Source organism: Paenibacillus sp. FSL H7-0716 (genome assembly GCF_038002705.1).
GTDB classification, from domain to species: Bacteria; Bacillota; Bacilli; order Paenibacillales; family Paenibacillaceae; genus Paenibacillus_AQ; species Paenibacillus_AQ odorifer.
Genome location: NZ_JBBODA010000008.1, coordinates 214,183 through 231,497, shown reverse-complemented (window position 1 = coordinate 231,497; position 17,315 = coordinate 214,183). Strand labels below are relative to the sequence as shown.

At 40.2% G+C, this 17,315-nt stretch carries 12 protein-coding genes and 1 pseudogene; 4 read left to right on the top strand and 9 right to left on the bottom strand.

The window, feature by feature from the left end; all coding sequences use genetic code 11:
• Positions 1-97: 97 nt before the first annotated feature.
• Positions 98-961: a MurR/RpiR family transcriptional regulator gene (locus MHH60_RS13595; protein WP_042129113.1), complete on the bottom strand. Its 864-nt coding sequence runs from the start codon at positions 959-961 to the stop codon at positions 98-100.
• Between the two features lie 305 nt (positions 962-1,266).
• A pseudogene (locus MHH60_RS13590) lies at positions 1,267-1,797 on the bottom strand (MMPL family transporter); the annotation flags it as partial.
• 194 nt (positions 1,798-1,991) lie between these two features.
• On the opposite strand from MHH60_RS13590, the gene MHH60_RS13585 reads away from it, so the two are divergent.
• Together MHH60_RS13585 and MHH60_RS13580 are read left to right on the top strand one after the other, a co-directional pair.
• Complete coding sequence (locus tag MHH60_RS13585; RefSeq protein ID WP_036688733.1) at positions 1,992-2,693, top strand: response regulator transcription factor; 702 nt, start codon at positions 1,992-1,994, stop codon at positions 2,691-2,693.
• Positions 2,694-2,699: 6 nt separating this feature from the next.
• Positions 2,700-4,094, top strand: coding sequence for a sensor histidine kinase (locus MHH60_RS13580; protein WP_076134429.1), 1,395 nt, complete (start codon positions 2,700-2,702; stop codon positions 4,092-4,094).
• 82 nt (positions 4,095-4,176) lie between these two features.
• Here the strand turns inward: MHH60_RS13580 and MHH60_RS13575 are convergent, their stop codons facing one another.
• The 4 genes from MHH60_RS13575 to MHH60_RS13560 all read right to left on the bottom strand — a co-directional run bounded on the left by MHH60_RS13575 (position 4,177) and on the right by MHH60_RS13560 (position 8,513).
• Positions 4,177-4,530: a YxeA family protein gene (locus MHH60_RS13575; protein WP_036688737.1), complete on the bottom strand. Its 354-nt coding sequence runs from the start codon at positions 4,528-4,530 to the stop codon at positions 4,177-4,179.
• Positions 4,531-4,535: 5 nt separating this feature from the next.
• A complete protein-coding gene (locus MHH60_RS13570; RefSeq protein ID WP_076134428.1) occupies positions 4,536-6,455 on the bottom strand; it encodes an ABC transporter permease in 1,920 nt (639 codons plus the stop codon).
• Positions 6,442-7,209, bottom strand: a complete 768-nt coding sequence (locus tag MHH60_RS13565; protein WP_076134427.1) for an ABC transporter ATP-binding protein — start codon at positions 7,207-7,209, stop codon at positions 6,442-6,444. The genes MHH60_RS13570 and MHH60_RS13565 overlap by 14 nt, the downstream gene beginning before the upstream one ends.
• A gap of 155 nt (positions 7,210-7,364) precedes the next feature.
• Entirely contained in the window at positions 7,365-8,513 is a 1,149-nt protein-coding gene (locus tag MHH60_RS13560) for a VanZ family protein (protein ID WP_076134426.1), read from the bottom strand.
• A 184-nt stretch (positions 8,514-8,697) separates the two neighbouring features.
• Here MHH60_RS13560 and MHH60_RS13555 point away from each other — a divergent pair, with 184 nt between their 5' ends.
• Entirely contained in the window at positions 8,698-9,744 is a 1,047-nt protein-coding gene (locus MHH60_RS13555) for a DUF418 domain-containing protein (RefSeq protein ID WP_076134425.1), read from the top strand.
• A gap of 132 nt (positions 9,745-9,876) precedes the next feature.
• Here the strand turns inward: MHH60_RS13555 and MHH60_RS13550 are convergent, their stop codons facing one another.
• The 3 genes from MHH60_RS13550 to MHH60_RS13540 form a co-directional block, all read right to left on the bottom strand.
• Positions 9,877-11,517, bottom strand: coding sequence for an alkaline phosphatase (locus MHH60_RS13550; protein WP_076134424.1), 1,641 nt, complete (start codon positions 11,515-11,517; stop codon positions 9,877-9,879).
• A gap of 1,130 nt (positions 11,518-12,647) precedes the next feature.
• Positions 12,648-15,236, bottom strand: coding sequence for a metallophosphoesterase (locus tag MHH60_RS13545; protein WP_076134422.1), 2,589 nt, complete (start codon positions 15,234-15,236; stop codon positions 12,648-12,650).
• An 87-nt stretch (positions 15,237-15,323) separates the two neighbouring features.
• Entirely contained in the window at positions 15,324-16,232 is a 909-nt protein-coding gene (locus tag MHH60_RS13540; RefSeq protein ID WP_341041266.1) for a chitosanase, read from the bottom strand.
• Between the two features lie 235 nt (positions 16,233-16,467).
• On the opposite strand from MHH60_RS13540, the gene MHH60_RS13535 reads away from it, so the two are divergent.
• The gene (locus MHH60_RS13535) at positions 16,468-17,307 is read left to right on the top strand and encodes an AraC family transcriptional regulator (RefSeq protein ID WP_076134421.1); all 840 of its coding nucleotides are present in this window, start codon (positions 16,468-16,470) and stop codon (positions 17,305-17,307) included.
• Positions 17,308-17,315: the final 8 nt, after the last annotated feature.

Sequence of the window (17,315 nt, the reverse complement as noted above, 5' to 3'; positions counted from 1 at the left end):
TAGTACATTTTAGTACACGAATAAGTGAATGAAATACAAAAAAAAGAAAGCATTGATCCATGATCAATGCTTTCCTCCACATTCATTCTATCAGAACCTAATTTCTAAGTTTTTTCTTTAATATATTATGCGTTTTTGTTAAGTAGGTTTTTACTTCTTCATATTCTGCACTTGCGACACCAGCAAATAATATGTCGATGATCGTAAGCATCGCAATACGCGAGCCCATAGCCCCACTGCGGATTGTTATTTCAGGTGTGGATATGCTCAGTACAATATCCGCCCGCTCCGCAAGCTCACTTTTATTGTACTTCGTAATCGCAATACATTTCGCTCTATTCTTTTGGGCAATTTCCAGTGCATCAATAATATCACTAGTTGCTCCAGAGTTAGAAATGAAAATGGCAACATCATCTTTCTCAAGTAAAGTTGCTGCCGTGAGCTGACTATGACCATCTGTATAGGCATGACACATCTTATTAATTCGCGAGAACTTCTGTTCCCCGTCCATACAAACGAGTCCCGAAGCACCTATTCCAAAAAAAACAATTCGCTTACTATGACATAGTAATTCTACAGCTCTTGTAATTTCTTTTCGATCAATAACACTAAGCGTATCCTCAATGGACTTGCAATTATTCAATGAAATATTTGATATAATTGTCGAGAGATCATCACCCGGCTGAATATCTGTATATTGAGCCTTTGAATCCTCATCACGAGAACCCAAAGATGCCGATATACTGACAATAAAATTGCGGTATCCGCTGTAACCCATCGTCTTACAGAAGCGAAGGACAGATGCATCGCTTGTCTTACTCGATTGAGCCAATTCCTTTATCGACAAATGAGGGATCTCTTCCGTATTTTCTAAAATGTAATCTCCGACCAATCGTTCAACTGGTGTAAAACTCTCTCGCATATCACGAATTTTAATTAATACGTTGTCATTTAGACTCATAATCTACCTACTCTAGATTTAATTAACACCTTTAATAATATCATAAACAATATAAACAACCTATTTCAATAACAAAATACGTTTCGGCATATCAAAAGCTAATATTAATTAATCTATTAAAATCATCCTACTCTTAGGTCATATGATGACTTTACGTTGATTATAGCGTAATAAAGTTGTAAGGTATAGTCGATAATTATATACTTTCTGATATGGTGAAACAAGGGACCACAAAGGTCCCCAAAGATTCTTTCTATTGTTCTCAGCATACGTAATACGCATGTATTTTTAAATTTTACTGCCGCCTAAATATGACTCAATTTGTCAACTACATTCTTTGATGTAGCACCGTTGCTTGAACCATTTAATTGGCTAGCAAGCTGCTTTAATGCAGTCAAGAACACCGGCATGGCCGCTACACTTAGTAATCATAGTGCAATGATTATTACGAATGCTACCTGTAAAAGTGTCATTACGCCCGAAGGAATCAACGCTGCGCAGGTGATCCAACATCCCCTTCAAGTTCGTTATACCGCATCATCAGGAATATGCTGTAATCAACGCCCAGGGCTGCAATCATAATGAAGCTGAAAAATGGAACGATCCAGCTCAAGATTTCACTGCAAGAGAAGTAAGTACTCTAGCAACAAGGAAGCAATAATAAACAGAGAGCTGGACACAGAGCGCGTAATGACTATTAGCACAATTATGATTCCGACCAGCATAATCACGGCTGTACGTACAAAGTCATCCTGTGAAATATTCTGCAAATCAGCATTGGTTGCAGTTGTTCCTGTTAAGGCTGCTTGCACTCCTTGCAAGTCGCTGTCATCTAACGGCATTCCAAACTCCTTACCTGATTTGGATCTATCTAGAATGAATTTTAATAAATCACCAAATATTGCTTTGCTATGTTCGTCTAAGTAATACCCATCTTCATGCAAGCCTTTCTTTTGCAATTTTTGCGCAAGAAATAAAGAGTCCTTTATAATGTAATAATGTACATAAAGACGGATTTGGAGGGAAATAAATGGCAAGTCGTAAATGGGTATTAATCATAGACGATGAAGATGATTTAGCGCGTCTGATGAAGGCTGTTTTACATAAAGAAGGTGTTCCAGACGTTGTAACTGCCGGGACCGTTGCAGAGGGTTGGGACAAGTTTCAGGAGTATAATCCTGAGCTTATATTGCTAGATATTATGCTCCCAGATGGAGAAGGATATGACTTATGCAGAAAAATTCGGGAAACATCAAATGCACCCATTTTATTTATGTCTGCAAAAGACGAGGAAATTAATAAGCTGTTAGGACTGGCGATAGGTGGCGATGATTATATTACTAAACCGTTCAGTCCGAAAGAAGTCGCTTATCGGGTAAAGGCACAACTGAGAAGAGCTGGCTTTACAGAAGAAAAAAAGGCTCCGAAAAGTTTGCAAGCTGGCCCCTTTGAGCTTAGTGCCAATGAGACAGAATTAAAAAAGAATGGCGAGGTCCTCGTGCTAACCGCCAAAGAAGTCGGTTTAATGAGCTGTTTTATGCATCATCCCAATCAGATTCTAAGCAAAGAAACCTTGTTTGGACAGGTGTGGGGTGAGGACTTTTTTGGTTCCGATAATACAGTGATGGTACATATTCGGCGCTTACGCGAAAAAATTGAGGCCGACCCTTCAAATCCTTCCTTTATTTTGACGGTTAAAGGGTTAGGTTATAAATTACATACCAAGGAGTGAGACTAGTTGAAATGGAAATTGACACTCCGCTTTTTAAGATCGGTTATGACTATTGTTGTGATCGTTGGTATTGTAAACGCGATTTTGTTCCTTTCCTTATTCTTTATAAAGGTAAACAATAATAACTTTGGCACTGAAGAAGCATCTGCAGAAACCTTTAGCCGAACCTTTTCACAATACGTAGAATTACAGGCTGGCAAACCTGTTGTGAACGAAGAAGGTCTCAAAAAACTGCAAGAAATGAGCGCCTGGGTACAATTCTTGAATGACCAAGGGGAGCAAGTAGCAGCCTTTTATACCCCTGAAGAATTGAAAACAGAGTATTCTCCTATTGAAATTGTCCAAATGTATAAATATAAAGAATTAGATGCACGCACGACGGTTTTTGTCAGCGAAGCCCAAAATTTCAGTTACTTTTTAGGGGTTAATAATCCTAAAATAGGCCGGTACGTAATGACCTATGACTACGCTAAAATTTTCAAAGATGTTAATGTATTTCTTTCCATTTTTTTAATCGTTGATGTGCTTATTGTAATCCTCATTGGATTTATATTCGGGAAAAAGTTAACTGCACCCCTTCATACATTAATAGAGGGTATTCAACAGCTCAGGGAACGACGTTTTAAGAAAATGCCTACTCCCAAAGGTGTTTATGAAGATGTTTTTCGTAATATGAATGAGCTATCTGAAAAGCTCGATCGGCATGAAGAGGAACGTAAACATCTCGATAAAATGCGTGAGGAATGGATTAGCAATGTTTCACATGACATGAAAACACCACTTGCTTCTATTCAAGGTTATGCAGAATTTATTAACGACAGTGCCACAGATTTAACAGCCCAAGAATTACAGGAATACACGTCAATTATCAAAAGTAAATCGATGTATATGAAAGATCTGTTAGATGACCTCAATCTAACGACACGTTTGCGTAATCACCAGCTATCCCTGCAATTTGAAGAGGTGAATCTCGTTCAGTTTCTACGAGAAATGACGATTGAACTTTTAAATGACCCGACCTTTGGTGAACGGCAGATTGAGTTTGAGGCGAATGTGGCTAAAGCAATGTATAAAGTAGATAAGAAGTTACTAAAACGAGCGATCCTTAACTTGATCTACAACGCGCTGGTGCATAACGATGAAAATGTCGTGGTGAAGATTCGAGTGGATACAAGTCCCGAATCTCATACCCAAATTTCGATTTCTGATAATGGCCAGGGTATTTCGGCTAAAGATCTGGAACAGATTTTCGAACGCTACTATCGGGGTACAAATACAGCCAGCAAGCATGGTACTGGGTTAGGAATGGCCATCGCAAGAGACATTATTTGGGCTCATGAGGGGAAACTCGATTTGACGAGCGCTGAAAATATTGGAACAACCATTACTATACTTTTATAATACAAATGCCTTACTTACTCATTAGGCAGAGAAAAGGGCTGTGCTCCATTACCATTATTGGAGACAGCCCTTCTTCAATTTATTAGTTTTTTATTGCTTTTAGCGGAATATCCTCTACTTTTACTTCATCATATGAGGAGACTTGATCACCTTTTTTTACATACATTTTTAAGTAGGCGCCTTTACGAAGATTTTTTTGTGCATTAAATTCCAGTGGAATTGTATTACCTTTAGCATTTGTAGCCTCTAGTGTATACGAATAGGAAGTCATCACTGTACCATCACTCAGTTTATATTCATGGGGTTCCCCATCCTCTGTAATTTGTAAATAGTAATTTTCGGCATTCATGCGATTGAAATCAATCTTTGCTAGAGCAAAGACACCTACAACCCCAATAACAAACAAAATACCCATTGTAATTAGAAATTTTTTCATCTCAATCATCCTTCTGTTCTATTATTTAGTTTGATAATACGATTGTATGAAGCCACGGTTAAGAAATAATACAACCCATAAATTACGGTATAAGCAATCATCCAGAGCAACACAGGTTTTGCTAAATCTATCATCAGTAGACTAGAGAATGCTTTTAAAGCCACTACACTATGCAATAACCCTACTATAAGCGGTACAACAAAGATAACGAATACCTGTGACGCAATGGATTTCCGCATTTCTTTTGCACTGACACCCATTTTATGCAGCATATTGTACTGTGCTTTATCTTCTTCTGCCTCAGTTAAAACTTTAAAGTAAATGATACTGCCTGTTGCAGCCAGAAATACGAGACCAAGGAAACTTCCTATAAACAGTAGAGAACCCACACTTTCCAAGCTTGTTTGGTAATCTTGAGGCCTACTTGAAAATAGCGCTTCTTCAGGCAAATGGTTTGCAATTTTTGCAGATACATCCACAGAGGCATCCTCTATCCCAAGAACACGATAGCGTATCACTTCTCCATCATTCCGTAATCCTTTATACTGTTCATCCGAGATTACAACTGTTATACCTGCTGTTCCTGCATTTAATACGGTTTGTGTTTTAAAGCTTTGGAATGTGAGTGCGTGGCCGTTGCCTGTTGTTATAGTTTTTCCTGTATACATAGGTGAGAACCTTTTGTCATATCCGATATCTAAAATAACCGCGTAGCCATCCTTTACATTTAATTTTTCTTTATGCTGTACATTGGCTAAGTTGTTATATGTTTTTTCATCGATAACTGTATACCCTCTTTTATCAGAGCTATCGAACGAGGATGGCGCGTTTAATTCTTTCGTATGAAACGTAATGGATAGCGCTTCGATATTTTCATCGTATTTTGTAGCTGGCAGTACAGCACTTACTTGTTTATCCATTTCTGCATCTGTGGATTGATACATAAAGGTATTCGGATTAATCGTTTTTGCCGAGTCATTCGTATTGTAATACAGGCTATAGACCGCTCCACCGGCAGTTACTGTTGTAGCACTCAACACAGCAATCACAGTTAATGTACGTGCATTCCCACGGATACGATAGAGCAGCTGAGATATGGTTATTACATGAAGGTCTTTCCACAGCCACTTTTCATTTTTCTTAATCATTGCTAACACAAAGCCAGTCACACTGTGGAACAATAAAAATGTACCCACAATTACCGTTGTTAAAATAATTAATACGGTCATGAGAAATCCGATTTTTGCCCATACCTTAGAAGTGAACAGGTCCTGCATTGCAAGCCAATAGCCCAAGACAATAAGTAACACTCCAAGAACAGCTACTATCATAGATGGTTTAGGCGCCACTTCTCCCTTTTTGGAAGCATGAAATAAATCAATCAGCTTAAATTGATAGATCAAACGGTAGCCTTGAAACGATGTCACTAAGAATATAACCAGAAATACGATAGCCGTGTTCATCGCTGCCGCCATTGAAAATGTAAAGGGTGCTACAACGTCATAACCCATTAAATGAATCAAAATCGTCATAAATCCTTTTGAACAAAGGAAGCCAAATACAATCCCTACTATTAATGAGAATAATCCTAATAATAAATTTTCAAAAAAGAGCATAAAACCGATTTGACGATTACGTACCCCCAGTAACGCATACAGTGCGACTTCTTTTTTACGTTTTTTCATAAAAAAAGAATTGGAATAAGCTATAAATATGAACACGAAAAAGATAAGAATGACTGCCGCTCCACTCATTAGGGAACCCAGTTTTTGGGATGAAGCCGTCTGTTCTGCTATCGTATCACTATATTTTAAGGTCACAAAAGTAAAGTAAATGATGATACTAAACACCATCGATGCAATGTATAAAAAATATTGCGAAAAGTTTCGGGCTATATTTTTTCTTGCTAGACTAAATAACGTCATCTACCTCACCCCCAATGGCCGCATGAACATCTAAGATCTCTTGGAAGAAGGCTTTGCGTGTCTGATCACGACGATAGATTTCTGTTGAAAATGAACCATCCTTGATGAAAATAATCCGGCGGCAGAAGCTTGCGGCAAAGGCATCATGGGTCACCATCATAATGGTCGAATTGTTATTTTCATTTAAAGTACTTAAGCTTTCCAATAAATCTGTTGCTGATTTGGAGTCAAGTGCACCTGTTGGTTCATCAGCCAAAATCAGTGCTGGCTCTGTCACGAGCGCTCTAGCCGCCGCGGTTCTTTGCTTTTGACCCCCAGAGATTTGGTAAGGATATTTCCCCAGTAAATCTTCAATCCCAAATACTTTAGAGATCTGAGTCACGAGGTGATTAATTTTCTTCGCTGGAATTTTGGCAATCGCCAGGGGAAGCAATATGTTCTCCTTTACCGTCAAGGAATCGAGTAAATTGTAATCTTGAAAGATGAACCCGAGATGTTCACGCCGGAAGTCTGACAAAGCTGCTTCCTTCAGATCATGAATACTCTTGTTCTTCATATATATCTTTCCTTCTGTTGGAGAATCTATGGTTGCTAACAAATTTAGCAAGGTTGATTTTCCCGCTCCGGAAGGTCCCATAATCCCTACAAACTCACCTGCATGAATGTCAAAAGACACGTTTTCCAACGCTGTGTAAGCAGCACTTAACTTCCCGTACACTTTTTTTACGTTTTCTACTTTTAATAATGGTTCCATTCATTTCACCTCATAAATTTGCTGATACTTATACTATAGGCACCGAACCTTACAGCAAATTCATGCCAACCTTACAACAAGCTTAAATCTACAAAAAAAAGGATACCCTGTAGCCAGTTAAGACTACGGAGTATCCCTTTGCTAATGAATAGCATTCATTTTTTTCTCGTTGTATATAAATCAGAAGCTTCATCAAAGTAAAAGCGGCGTTTTTGTTTGCCAAACACGACTAATATAACATGAATGAACAACACGATCGTTAAAATGATAGAGGTCAATGCTGCACCTAACGTTAAGAATATAGATGCCTTATAAAATGGAGAATCCATTGATAGTTCCACATTATTCAACGTTTTCGCAATGACTGTAATGAAGTACATCGCGTAAATGGCACCAAAGCGTTTAAATAACCGCTTGTTCGTTTCCACTCGACTTATTTTACTGTCGTAGCGATAACGCATTATTTTCGTACCGATTGTCGATCCATTCCAAATCATCGGAATAATAAAAAAGGTTACAGAAAGTGTAATGGTGCTCGCAATAAATTCACTAACCGTATTAACATTGGTCATACTCAACACAACTTTAACTACCAGGTTGCTGATAAATAGATCAATAATAACAGCCAGTAACACAGACATCCCTCTTACTTCATCAAGAGCTAATAATCTTTCCGCTTTCTCCTTAATTTTCTTTTTTGATGGGAATAACGCCAACACGGCTGGAGCAATAAAGAACCCCAGTACTCCGCCAGAAGTATTTAACAATAAATCATCCACATCAAAAATACGATAAGGGCAATTATAAATCCCGTAAATGCCGGTTACCTGTGTTATCTCATAAAATAAAGTTAATAGGAAGGTGAAGCCTAAAGCTTTCTTCCAATATTTTTTATCTTGAAAAAAGTATCGCAGATAAACACCAAAAGGTAATAATAGCAAGAAATTAAAAAATGCTTGATAGAATGAGGGTTGGCTAAATAACAGTCTATACGTAGCTGGCTGTGATAACACGATGCCACTATTCCCAAAGGTGCCCACTATAAATTGAAATGGCATAAGTGAATAATGTTGTGTGCCCGGTTTTTGTAGCGAACAAGTGTTACGTATTTCCGGCAACGGCAACAATACTAAAAATAACGCTGCTAAAAAGTAAAAGATAAACGAAAACGAAATTAACGTGGTAGAAAAGGGAAGGTAATTATATTTTCTATAGGTATAAATGAGCCATGGGATAAAAAGGGCAAATGCTAAAACCACAAAAAAGATCGCTGCCACAAAGATCGGTTGAGTATATGCTGACATTTCTAGTTCACACCCCAAAATGATTTAGTATTCATATTAACCATAAAAATGATTCTAATTCAACTGGAGTTGGAACATTTTATCAAATTTAAGGATCCTGTAATGTTGGCATCAATTTAATGTAAGGTTCGCAACTTATACTGAATCCTAGGCAAATAATTATATTTTCAAAGGAGCACTATTCATGAATCCCTCCATCTCGCAAAAAGAAAGAATCATTTCACTCGACATCATTCGCGGACTTGCTCTTTTCGGCATTCTGCTTATAAATGTAGGAGCCTTTAAAGTTATTATGGAAGGAGATCCCTTACCAGACTATAGTGGCATTAATGGAATCATCCATAGCTTGATAATCATCTTCGTACAAAAAAAGTTCTTTTCTATTTTTTCATTCCTATTTGGTGTAGGTCTATACATTTTCGCCTCAAGAGCCGAAAGCCGGGGAGATAAACCCAGATGGCGTATGGCTAGACGTTTACTAATCCTTTTGCTGCTGGGAATCATTCATGTATTTATCTTTTGGGGAACCATTCTGCCCGCATACGCCATTATCGGATTGTTTCTGATCCCTTTTTATCACACAACGGTTTCTACACTTAAAAAGTGGCTTGTGGGTATGACATCCATTTACATCATTTCCTTAGTGGTAAAAATATGCCTACCTTCTCAAGGGGCAATCTCATCTATTCTTGATATTTTTTCTAATGACGCTATACAAATCTTTATTATGTTTTTAGCTGGTTTTTTAACCGCAAAGTCAGGTTGGCTGACACACATACAAGAATTATCAAGACCAATTCGATGGATTCAAATGGTATCATTTCTGTTGTTCATTGGTTTTTCACTATGGATTTGGAACGCTTCTCAAAATGGGAACAGCAATGTAGATTCAGTTACGGGCTTAGGATCTCTCCCAACCACTTTGTTCTACTTAACAACATTGTTTCTACTATTAGAAAATAAACAAATGGTGAAATTCCTGAAGCCCATATCACGGGTGGGTCAAATGGCGTTTACAAATTATGTGGCACAAAGCATTATAGGGACGGCAATCATTTCAATGATAGGTCTAGAAGTCGTTTCACCAAAAGATATTCTCTACATCGCAGTTCTGATTTATTTTATTCAAATCATTTTTAGTAACATCTGGTTCAAGTTTTTCTCCATGGGCCCTTTAGAAAAGGTTTGGCGCTTGATGACCTATGGAACAAAGCCTGCAATAAAACGATAAAAAGCTTCGCTTACCTCATCTCAATTCAAGTCGAAATTTCTTATCTCAACCCAAAAACCCCTTTTAAAAAGGGGTTTTCAAGTTTAAGCGCTTTAACTTTTACGCAACAGATCACAACATGAACTTTAAGAATTAGAGAATTAAGTCTAAAGCATCCTGCGAAATCCACACTTTATCTTTAATCATTACCGTCAGCACATTTAGTTTCGTTGTTTTGCCATCCTGTATGGCAATATTTTTATCTATAGGCAGCTTGAGAACTTGGCCTGCTTTTTTCACTACAACCACCGGATTATTCTTATCGGTCTTATCTAGGGTAATCGTAGCTCCTTTGGCCTTGAATTTATCACTGGATACGTACAGTGTATCCTGAAGCTGCGCCAGATTGAGTCCGGTCACTTCTTGAATATACTTATTCACATCCGTATTCTGGATTACACCGCTGTTCATGAAATCGGTCGGTTTAAAATTAGCCGGATGGTAGGCGAACAATCCAACTTCCTCCGATGTGTGATCATCCGTAGAGAAGGTTACACCTATTTTATCCCCCAAAATTTTACCGATGACCGGCGAAAGGTTATCCTGCATTCCCAATCTGACTTGATCCGCTTCTTCTTTGGTTAGATCACTAAGTCCATAATTATCCGCAAGGACCTTTTTGAAATTGCTCTCATTAATACTGCCTTCAATGTAATAACTGGTATGCTTCGCTTTCTTCAGCACGGAGATTAGGTCTTTGGTAGAATCATAGTTCGTCATATTGAGCCCGCCGGTAGCATGATCCGAAACCGATAAGACTGCTGTATTCCCGTCTTTTTCTGCAAAGTCAACAGCGGCTTTGAAGGCTTTATCAAACGCTAAGGTCTCACTCATAATCCCCACTGGATCGTTATCATGACCATACCAGTCAATCTGGCTTGCTTCGACCATCAGAATAAAACCATTCTCGTTCTGTGACAACTTCTCTATCGCTACATTGGTCATTTCAGCAAGGCTCGGCTGCTTTTGCGGGTTCAGGTCAAAATCAGCATCCAGTGCTTCGGGGTTGAATAGACCCCAGATTTTATTGGTTTTAGAAGTCATTAAACCTGCTTTATCCGTTACGTATTCATATCCATTTGATTTCAGGATTTTGGTTAAATCTTCTCCGTCCTTGCGGTTAATGTCTTCTTTGCCGGGTACCAAATACCCCGAACCGCCCCCAAGTAGAACATCTACACCACTATACACCATCTGTTCTGCAATAGACTGCGCATTGTCACGCGTATATGCATGACTTAAAAATGTAGCCGGCGTCGCATCCGTTAATTCACAAGTGAATACCGTTCCTGTACTTTTCCCAGCCATTCTCGCTGCATCCATAAGGGTAGGCAGAGGTTTGTTCATGTCCTCTGGTTTAACTGCGCTTACGAAAGGCATCGTTATTCGGTCTGGAAGTATGGATACCGTCTCACTCTTAACCTTATGTCCTGTGGCATAAGCCGTAGCTCCCGCAGCGGAATCTGTGGTCAGTGAATCCGTAGAATAAGTTCTCACCAGCCCGCTAAAATATTTATCCATCGCAAGCGCCTGACCTCCCTGATACCATCTGGCCAAGTTCACATCGGATAAGCTCATCCCATCCGTAATAAACAGGATTACGTTTTTGACCGATTTGTTGGTAGCAGCATCAGAGTTATTGACTCCATCGGCGTAGGTCGTTCCGTTGCCTGCTGCAAGCAGACTGCAAACCATAACTGTACTGCAAATTCTCCCGATAACCTTTTTGCGCATTTGAATCCTCCTCTAGCAGATTTTGTTAAGTACGTAACTAGTTTAAAGGAGGATTGTTTGCGGGAGCAGCACCTATTCTCTTATTTTATATTAAATTCTATGCATATTTTGTCTTGAACTGTGCTACTGATATTTGTAAAAAAGGGGGCCCTAGGGGGCCCCCCTTGCATTATTATTGTCTTATTACGAGGACATCTCGAGGTGCTCTACCCGTGCTTTGAATTTGGGAAATTTCGGAGCTTGTAAGGATACGGCCTACCAATATCAACGAAGATGTGACATTATTAAAGTTAAAATTATTCAAGTTCGCTACGTTTTGGCTGCCACGGAACACACGGAACGATCCCTGAAAGTTAATTCGCGAAAATAGTACAAGCGTTACTTGAGAGCTTTCCACAACATTTCTCAGACGGAAACTCGAGAGAACGTTGTTAAACCGAAACGCTCCAAGATCACGAACCGCAACTCCTCCACGTCTGAATCGAATCCGGCGATTGGTAAAATTAGTACCCGACCAAAGAGTAAGACGTATATCACTGTTAGCCAACTAAATCAACTCCTTCTCTGAGATTGATATAGTCTATTAACAACTTCAAAGAACGGTACAAGACAAATATAGTTGCACAAATGTTTGTTTTTCAGATTTCCCTACAGTGGTATTATCCAACTCACCGAGTCGAACCATGGATATGTTAGCAGTCGAAGTAATTTTCCAGTTATATTCGTCTAACTATTAGGCACTTTCTTATATGTTAGGAGCGAATATGAAAAGAATAATTCATGCATTCGGGTATTTAGGTAGTACAATGTTAGCTGCAGCTATACTTTCATGGATCTGCGTATTTTTGATTCACGGCTTACTTGGTGTCTATGCATGGATAGCACTTAAATTTATCATCCCAATTCTAGGTTTCGTAGGCCCCATCCCAAACCCTCTTGCCGATTCTGGCCGAAGGTCTGCCGTTATACTTTGAAGGGACAAAAGTCACGCCAATGCGCAAGAATCATGATCTGGTAAAAAGTGAAGTTATCTTTCCGAGGAGTTACCGGAGGAAGAATGGACAGCTTCAACAACTATGAAAAAAAGACGTTAACGGATGCCCAAGCTCCGTCAACGTCTCCTCTATCATTCATTTCATTTCTGCCTCTACTGGAAGCGAGTTATTTCTTATCCCCACTGCTTTAATAACGAAATTGTAGACTTTATTAGAATCTACACCATTTAATGTATAGCTGTAACTCGTCTGACCGCTTACCGTCGGCACATACACGCTCCAATTTGTGCTGACTTTATCATTTTTCTCGTAAATCCGATAACCTCGCACAGGCTCAGAGCTATTTACTGGCGCTTTCCACGAAAGAACTGCACGGTTCCCTGACTGTCTTACTGCACTTGGATTTTCGACAATGCCGGGTTTGACGTCAGTCCGTTTAATACTGTAAGCATCATAGACGGCAAGAGGTTTATCTTTAACTGCTGTGTAGGATGTGAATTTCAGCACGTCGCTTGTAATGGAAACATCTACGAACATTTTCTTATTGGGCTGATCGTTTTTTGCTGCAAAAAAAGTGTCTGCATCTGGATTAATGGCATAAAATTTCGAAGCGGCCGAGTTGCCCATCAGATACACGGTCCCTTTGGGATTCAGCACATTTCCTTGCTCATCGGTAATAACATTCTTAATCGGAACGTTGTTCAGCATTTGAAAAGACCTCATATACATATGGTCATGTCCCTCAAACACCATATCCACACCCAGCTCATCAAATACAGGAATTAGATATTTCCGGTAAAATTCTACCCGGTCGCTTTCTGCCGAAGCATTATCCCCTGAAGAATACGCTCCCTTATGCATCGAGACGAATTTCCACTTCTTGTCGGTCTTTGCCACTTGATTCCGCATCCATTCCAATTGCTTCGTGAACTGAATATCCGCTTTATACGGCTTGACCTCCCCTTCGTACTGGGAATTGATTTGCATAAACAGGGCATCACCGTATTCGAAAGCATATACCGAACCGTCGTGAGCACCCGTTCCGACATCTTTTGGAAGATTAAAATGGTTATAGAAGTTGTTATTCGGATAATCCTCTATCTCATGGTTGCCGATAATCGGTGCAAATGGCACATTGGCAAATTCTTTTTTTGGCACACCTAAGAACCACTGCCATAGCTGCTCCAGATCACCGTCATCCGTTAGATCCCCTGTAAGAAGAACAAACTTGGGATCTACCGTTTTCTCAATAGCTCTCTTAAAAGTATCCTGCCAAAGATCGAAATTCGATTTACTTGAGCCTTGGGTGTCGGTTACATAGAGGAAATGGAAATCCTGATTATCCGCCTTGTCCGTGGTAAAAGAACCCGCCTCACTCCAGCCGTCCGCATCACCGTTACCGGCCCGGTAGATATACTTGGTTCCAGGCTTAAGACCGCTTGCAATAACCTTGTGGCTGGCGAACTTTTTATACTTTTTGGAGCTTCTGTCTCCTGATGTCATTAAGGTTTCAATAACTCTTGCGCTGCCCTCATAAGAAGCTGCCAGTTGTTCCGGGAACTCGCTTCCTCCCGCATTGGAGGCCTCCACTACTTGCACTACTGTACCTCTGACGGTTTCGGCTGTATACCAGTCAAAGGCAATACTTGTCTTTGGATCTCCATTAAAAGTCATATTCAGCAGCGTTGGTGTTTTGATCCCGGTATCCGGAGACTTCGTCTTAAAACTCCAGGTAATATCGTTCTCAGGTGTCCGGCCATCCGTAGTCCCCTTAACAAGCTCTTTAGGGACGGTCACGTTGTAAGTTTTGCCGGCAGTGAAATTAGGGTGGCTGACTTTGACTGTGTCTTGACCGAGGAGTGAAGCAGAAATGTTGGTAAGAGGAAGATTGTTTTCTGTGATTACAACTTGATAACTACTGTCGAGGCTGACGGCTTTGTTAAACTTCACTGTGATCTCTGCATTAAGGGAAACATCTGCAGCCCCTGAAGCGGGAGCTTTGCTTACCTCAAGTGTAGGAGTGTCCCCAGGTTCGCCGCTGCTGCGTGTTCCTTTAATTATCACATCTTTGATTCTGCTTGAGCCTGAGCTGGACACCGTTCCCCCGCTTACGCTTTTCGCAGAGTTTACCACCCAGCGGATATAGAGTACATCTTGATTGTTTGTTCCGGCAGGTAAAGCGAGGTTAGTTAATTTGCAGGAATTATTGGAACAATTAAAATTGTTCTGGGCTAGAACAAGGTTGCCGCCCGTAACATCTGTCCATTCCTGTTGATCTATACTGTATTGCACCTTAAAATCCCTGGGCCCTGTACTTGAAGAGGTTTGCTGTGAAGAGAGGAAGATACCTTCGAAGCCTTTGGTCGAAAGCGTGGCAAGCCAGTATTTTAGGCCCGTTCCTTCATGCCAGCCCTGGTTACGTACGCTGTTCTCACTTGACTCATAGGTGTACGCATCCGTATTAGTTCCTACATCACGAATGGATGAAGACGTCTGATATACCCCGCCTGTAGCTGGAAATACACCGTTTTCGCCTTTGTCTTTAAAAATCCACTGGGCAATCGTTTCCTGAACTGCAGTTGCTTCACTTACAAGGTTTCCCTCAATTTCTTCCCTTCCTGCTGAGACAAAACCGGTCAACTCCATGGCAAGCAGCAAACCTATAACCATTAGACTGATTACCTTGTAAAATCTATTTTTGAGATAAGATTGGTTGTTATCCATTTAGCCCATCTCCCTCTTCCTTAATCTCACTTATCATCGAACCGCCGTCTCCGAGAAGAACGGCGATTCTGCTACCTTTACCTACTGTTATTGGAGTTCCCAGTCGGTGACTTGAAGAATTGCCGAATCTGCACCCTTTAGGTCTGTCTCTCCCATGTTCAGCAAATTGCTCCACTGCTTCACACGGTTCTTGCCGTTAGGTGGAGAGTTGTACTCATTAGTATCCACAATCTTGGTCCGTTCTTTATAAAATTTGGTCATAAAAGTCTTCTCATCTGTGCTGCTTCCGGATTTACCCAAAAGTCCTTGAAGGGTCTCGGAGCCGCCGGTAGCTCCATGGTTCAGCGCTGCATCCACGAAGGAACCAATAGTTAATGCCGAGTTAAAGCCGCGTTTGCGGGCCTGCTCCACACTGTATTTAATATAGATATTGTAGAACGTTTTCCACATAGCCTCTCTCCACTCGGGATCATTTTGCAAATTGCCGATTTTTCTGCAGAAGCTCTCTTCGCTTTCATTGATTTCGAGGATCTTCCCTTTCATCGAACCCTTAACACCGATCCGGGCCAATGCGCCTTTAACCGAAGGATTACTCGCGCCTTTGGCAGCGTCATATGCCTTGAACAGATCCGGACCGTCGGGACCAGTATCATTTGAGCCGCCTGTAGTCGCACCGAATATTCCAATCGTATACCCGCGGTCATCATCAATATCTTCACAATATCCGTAAAAATCGATCCAGTTCAGATCGTCCTGCTCCGGTTTGTTGACAAGCATCATAATATTGTTCCACTGCTCACCATCCAGACCTGTATTGTCACGCAAGAATTGAAGTGTAGCCGGTGAGAAATTAGAATCAGGGTTCCCTGCCGCATAACTTTTCTGTTGAGATGAAATGGACAGACTGGCATAAGAAAAAATCATTGAAAAACTGAGCAGAATCATCAATGAAAATTTCATCTTCTTGAAAACCTTACTCTTCGTTGAATTTAGCACCGCAATCTCTCCTTTAATTGAATAGTTTAAGCGCTTTAACTTTTAGTGGCAGTGAACCTTATCCCTAACCTATCTGAGCATGACAGTCCTCCTTTTACCAACACTTGGTAATTCAATTCAAGCTTATCTCAAAAACTTTGTCCAAACAGCACGTATTTTCTTGTAAATATTAATTTTTATACATATGTTGCTACAAACCCTAGATTAAGTCTACAATCCTCTTAGGAGGTGCTGAATGAAACCGGTATTTTATGAGTCTACTCTTTTTGACATCAGCCGCAAGAAACAGGTATACACCAGCATGCCTTCAAGACACTATCATGATGCATATGAGATTCTGTATTTAATATCCGGGGATTTTTATTATTTTATAGGGGACAGAACTTACCAGGTTGCGGGCGGAACACTGTTATTTATGGATGTTCACGAAATGCACAAACTGGTCAATTCCGGCTGCAATATGTATGAACGGGTTACACTCCTGTTTAAAAAAGAATTCCTGCAGCATTTCTGCACCGGCAGTCAATGTGAGGAACTGCTCGAATTGTTCAAAAGTGATTACCGCGCTTTGAAGATGACCGGGATGGATCAATATTTCATCGAACAGCTTTTTCAGAAAATGATCCAGGAGGGGAAGAAGCAAGCCCGCGGATATGAACAGTACCAACAAATCTTATTGGTGGAGCTGCTTCTCTATCTTAATCGCAAACTATTTGACAGCCGCGTAGCTTCATTTGTAGAATCCAATCGTACACATAAGAAAGTCCTGGATATCGTTAATTATGTAAATCAACATTATATGGAACCGCTTAAGCTCTGTGAGATTTCACGGCAATTCGACATAAGCTCTTCCTACCTTTGCCGCACTTTTAAAGAATCCACCGGGTTCAGCTTCATTGAATATATCAATAACATCCGCATTAAAAAAGCGCGTGATTTGCTGGTTGGCTCTTCTTTTAATGTTACAGAAATTGCAGGAATGGTTGGGTTCGATAACACCTCCCACTTTGGACGAACCTTCAAATTAATAATGGGCATCTCGCCGCTCTGCTTCCGCAAACAATTTAAGTCTTAATAACAAAT

What these genes read in the sequence shown, in the direction of transcription:
- MHH60_RS13595 (WP_042129113.1), bottom strand. Translation starts at nt 961, where the DNA reads ATGAGTCTAAATGACAACGTATTAATTAAAATTCGTGATATGCGAGAG.
- MHH60_RS13585 (WP_036688733.1), top strand. Translation starts at nt 1,992, where the DNA reads ATGGCAAGTCGTAAATGGGTATTAATCATAGACGATGAAGATGATTTA.
- MHH60_RS13575 (WP_036688737.1), bottom strand. Translation starts at nt 4,530, where the DNA reads ATGAAAAAATTTCTAATTACAATGGGTATTTTGTTTGTTATTGGGGTT.
- MHH60_RS13570 (WP_076134428.1), bottom strand. Translation starts at nt 6,455, where the DNA reads ATGACGTTATTTAGTCTAGCAAGAAAAAATATAGCCCGAAACTTTTCG.
- MHH60_RS13565 (WP_076134427.1), bottom strand. Translation starts at nt 7,209, where the DNA reads ATGGAACCATTATTAAAAGTAGAAAACGTAAAAAAAGTGTACGGGAAG.
- MHH60_RS13560 (WP_076134426.1), bottom strand. Translation starts at nt 8,513, where the DNA reads ATGTCAGCATATACTCAACCGATCTTTGTGGCAGCGATCTTTTTTGTG.
- MHH60_RS13555 (WP_076134425.1), top strand. Translation starts at nt 8,698, where the DNA reads ATGAATCCCTCCATCTCGCAAAAAGAAAGAATCATTTCACTCGACATC.
- MHH60_RS13550 (WP_076134424.1), bottom strand. Translation starts at nt 11,517, where the DNA reads ATGCGCAAAAAGGTTATCGGGAGAATTTGCAGTACAGTTATGGTTTGC.
- MHH60_RS13545 (WP_076134422.1), bottom strand. Translation starts at nt 15,236, where the DNA reads ATGGATAACAACCAATCTTATCTCAAAAATAGATTTTACAAGGTAATC.
- MHH60_RS13535 (WP_076134421.1), top strand. Translation starts at nt 16,468, where the DNA reads ATGAAACCGGTATTTTATGAGTCTACTCTTTTTGACATCAGCCGCAAG.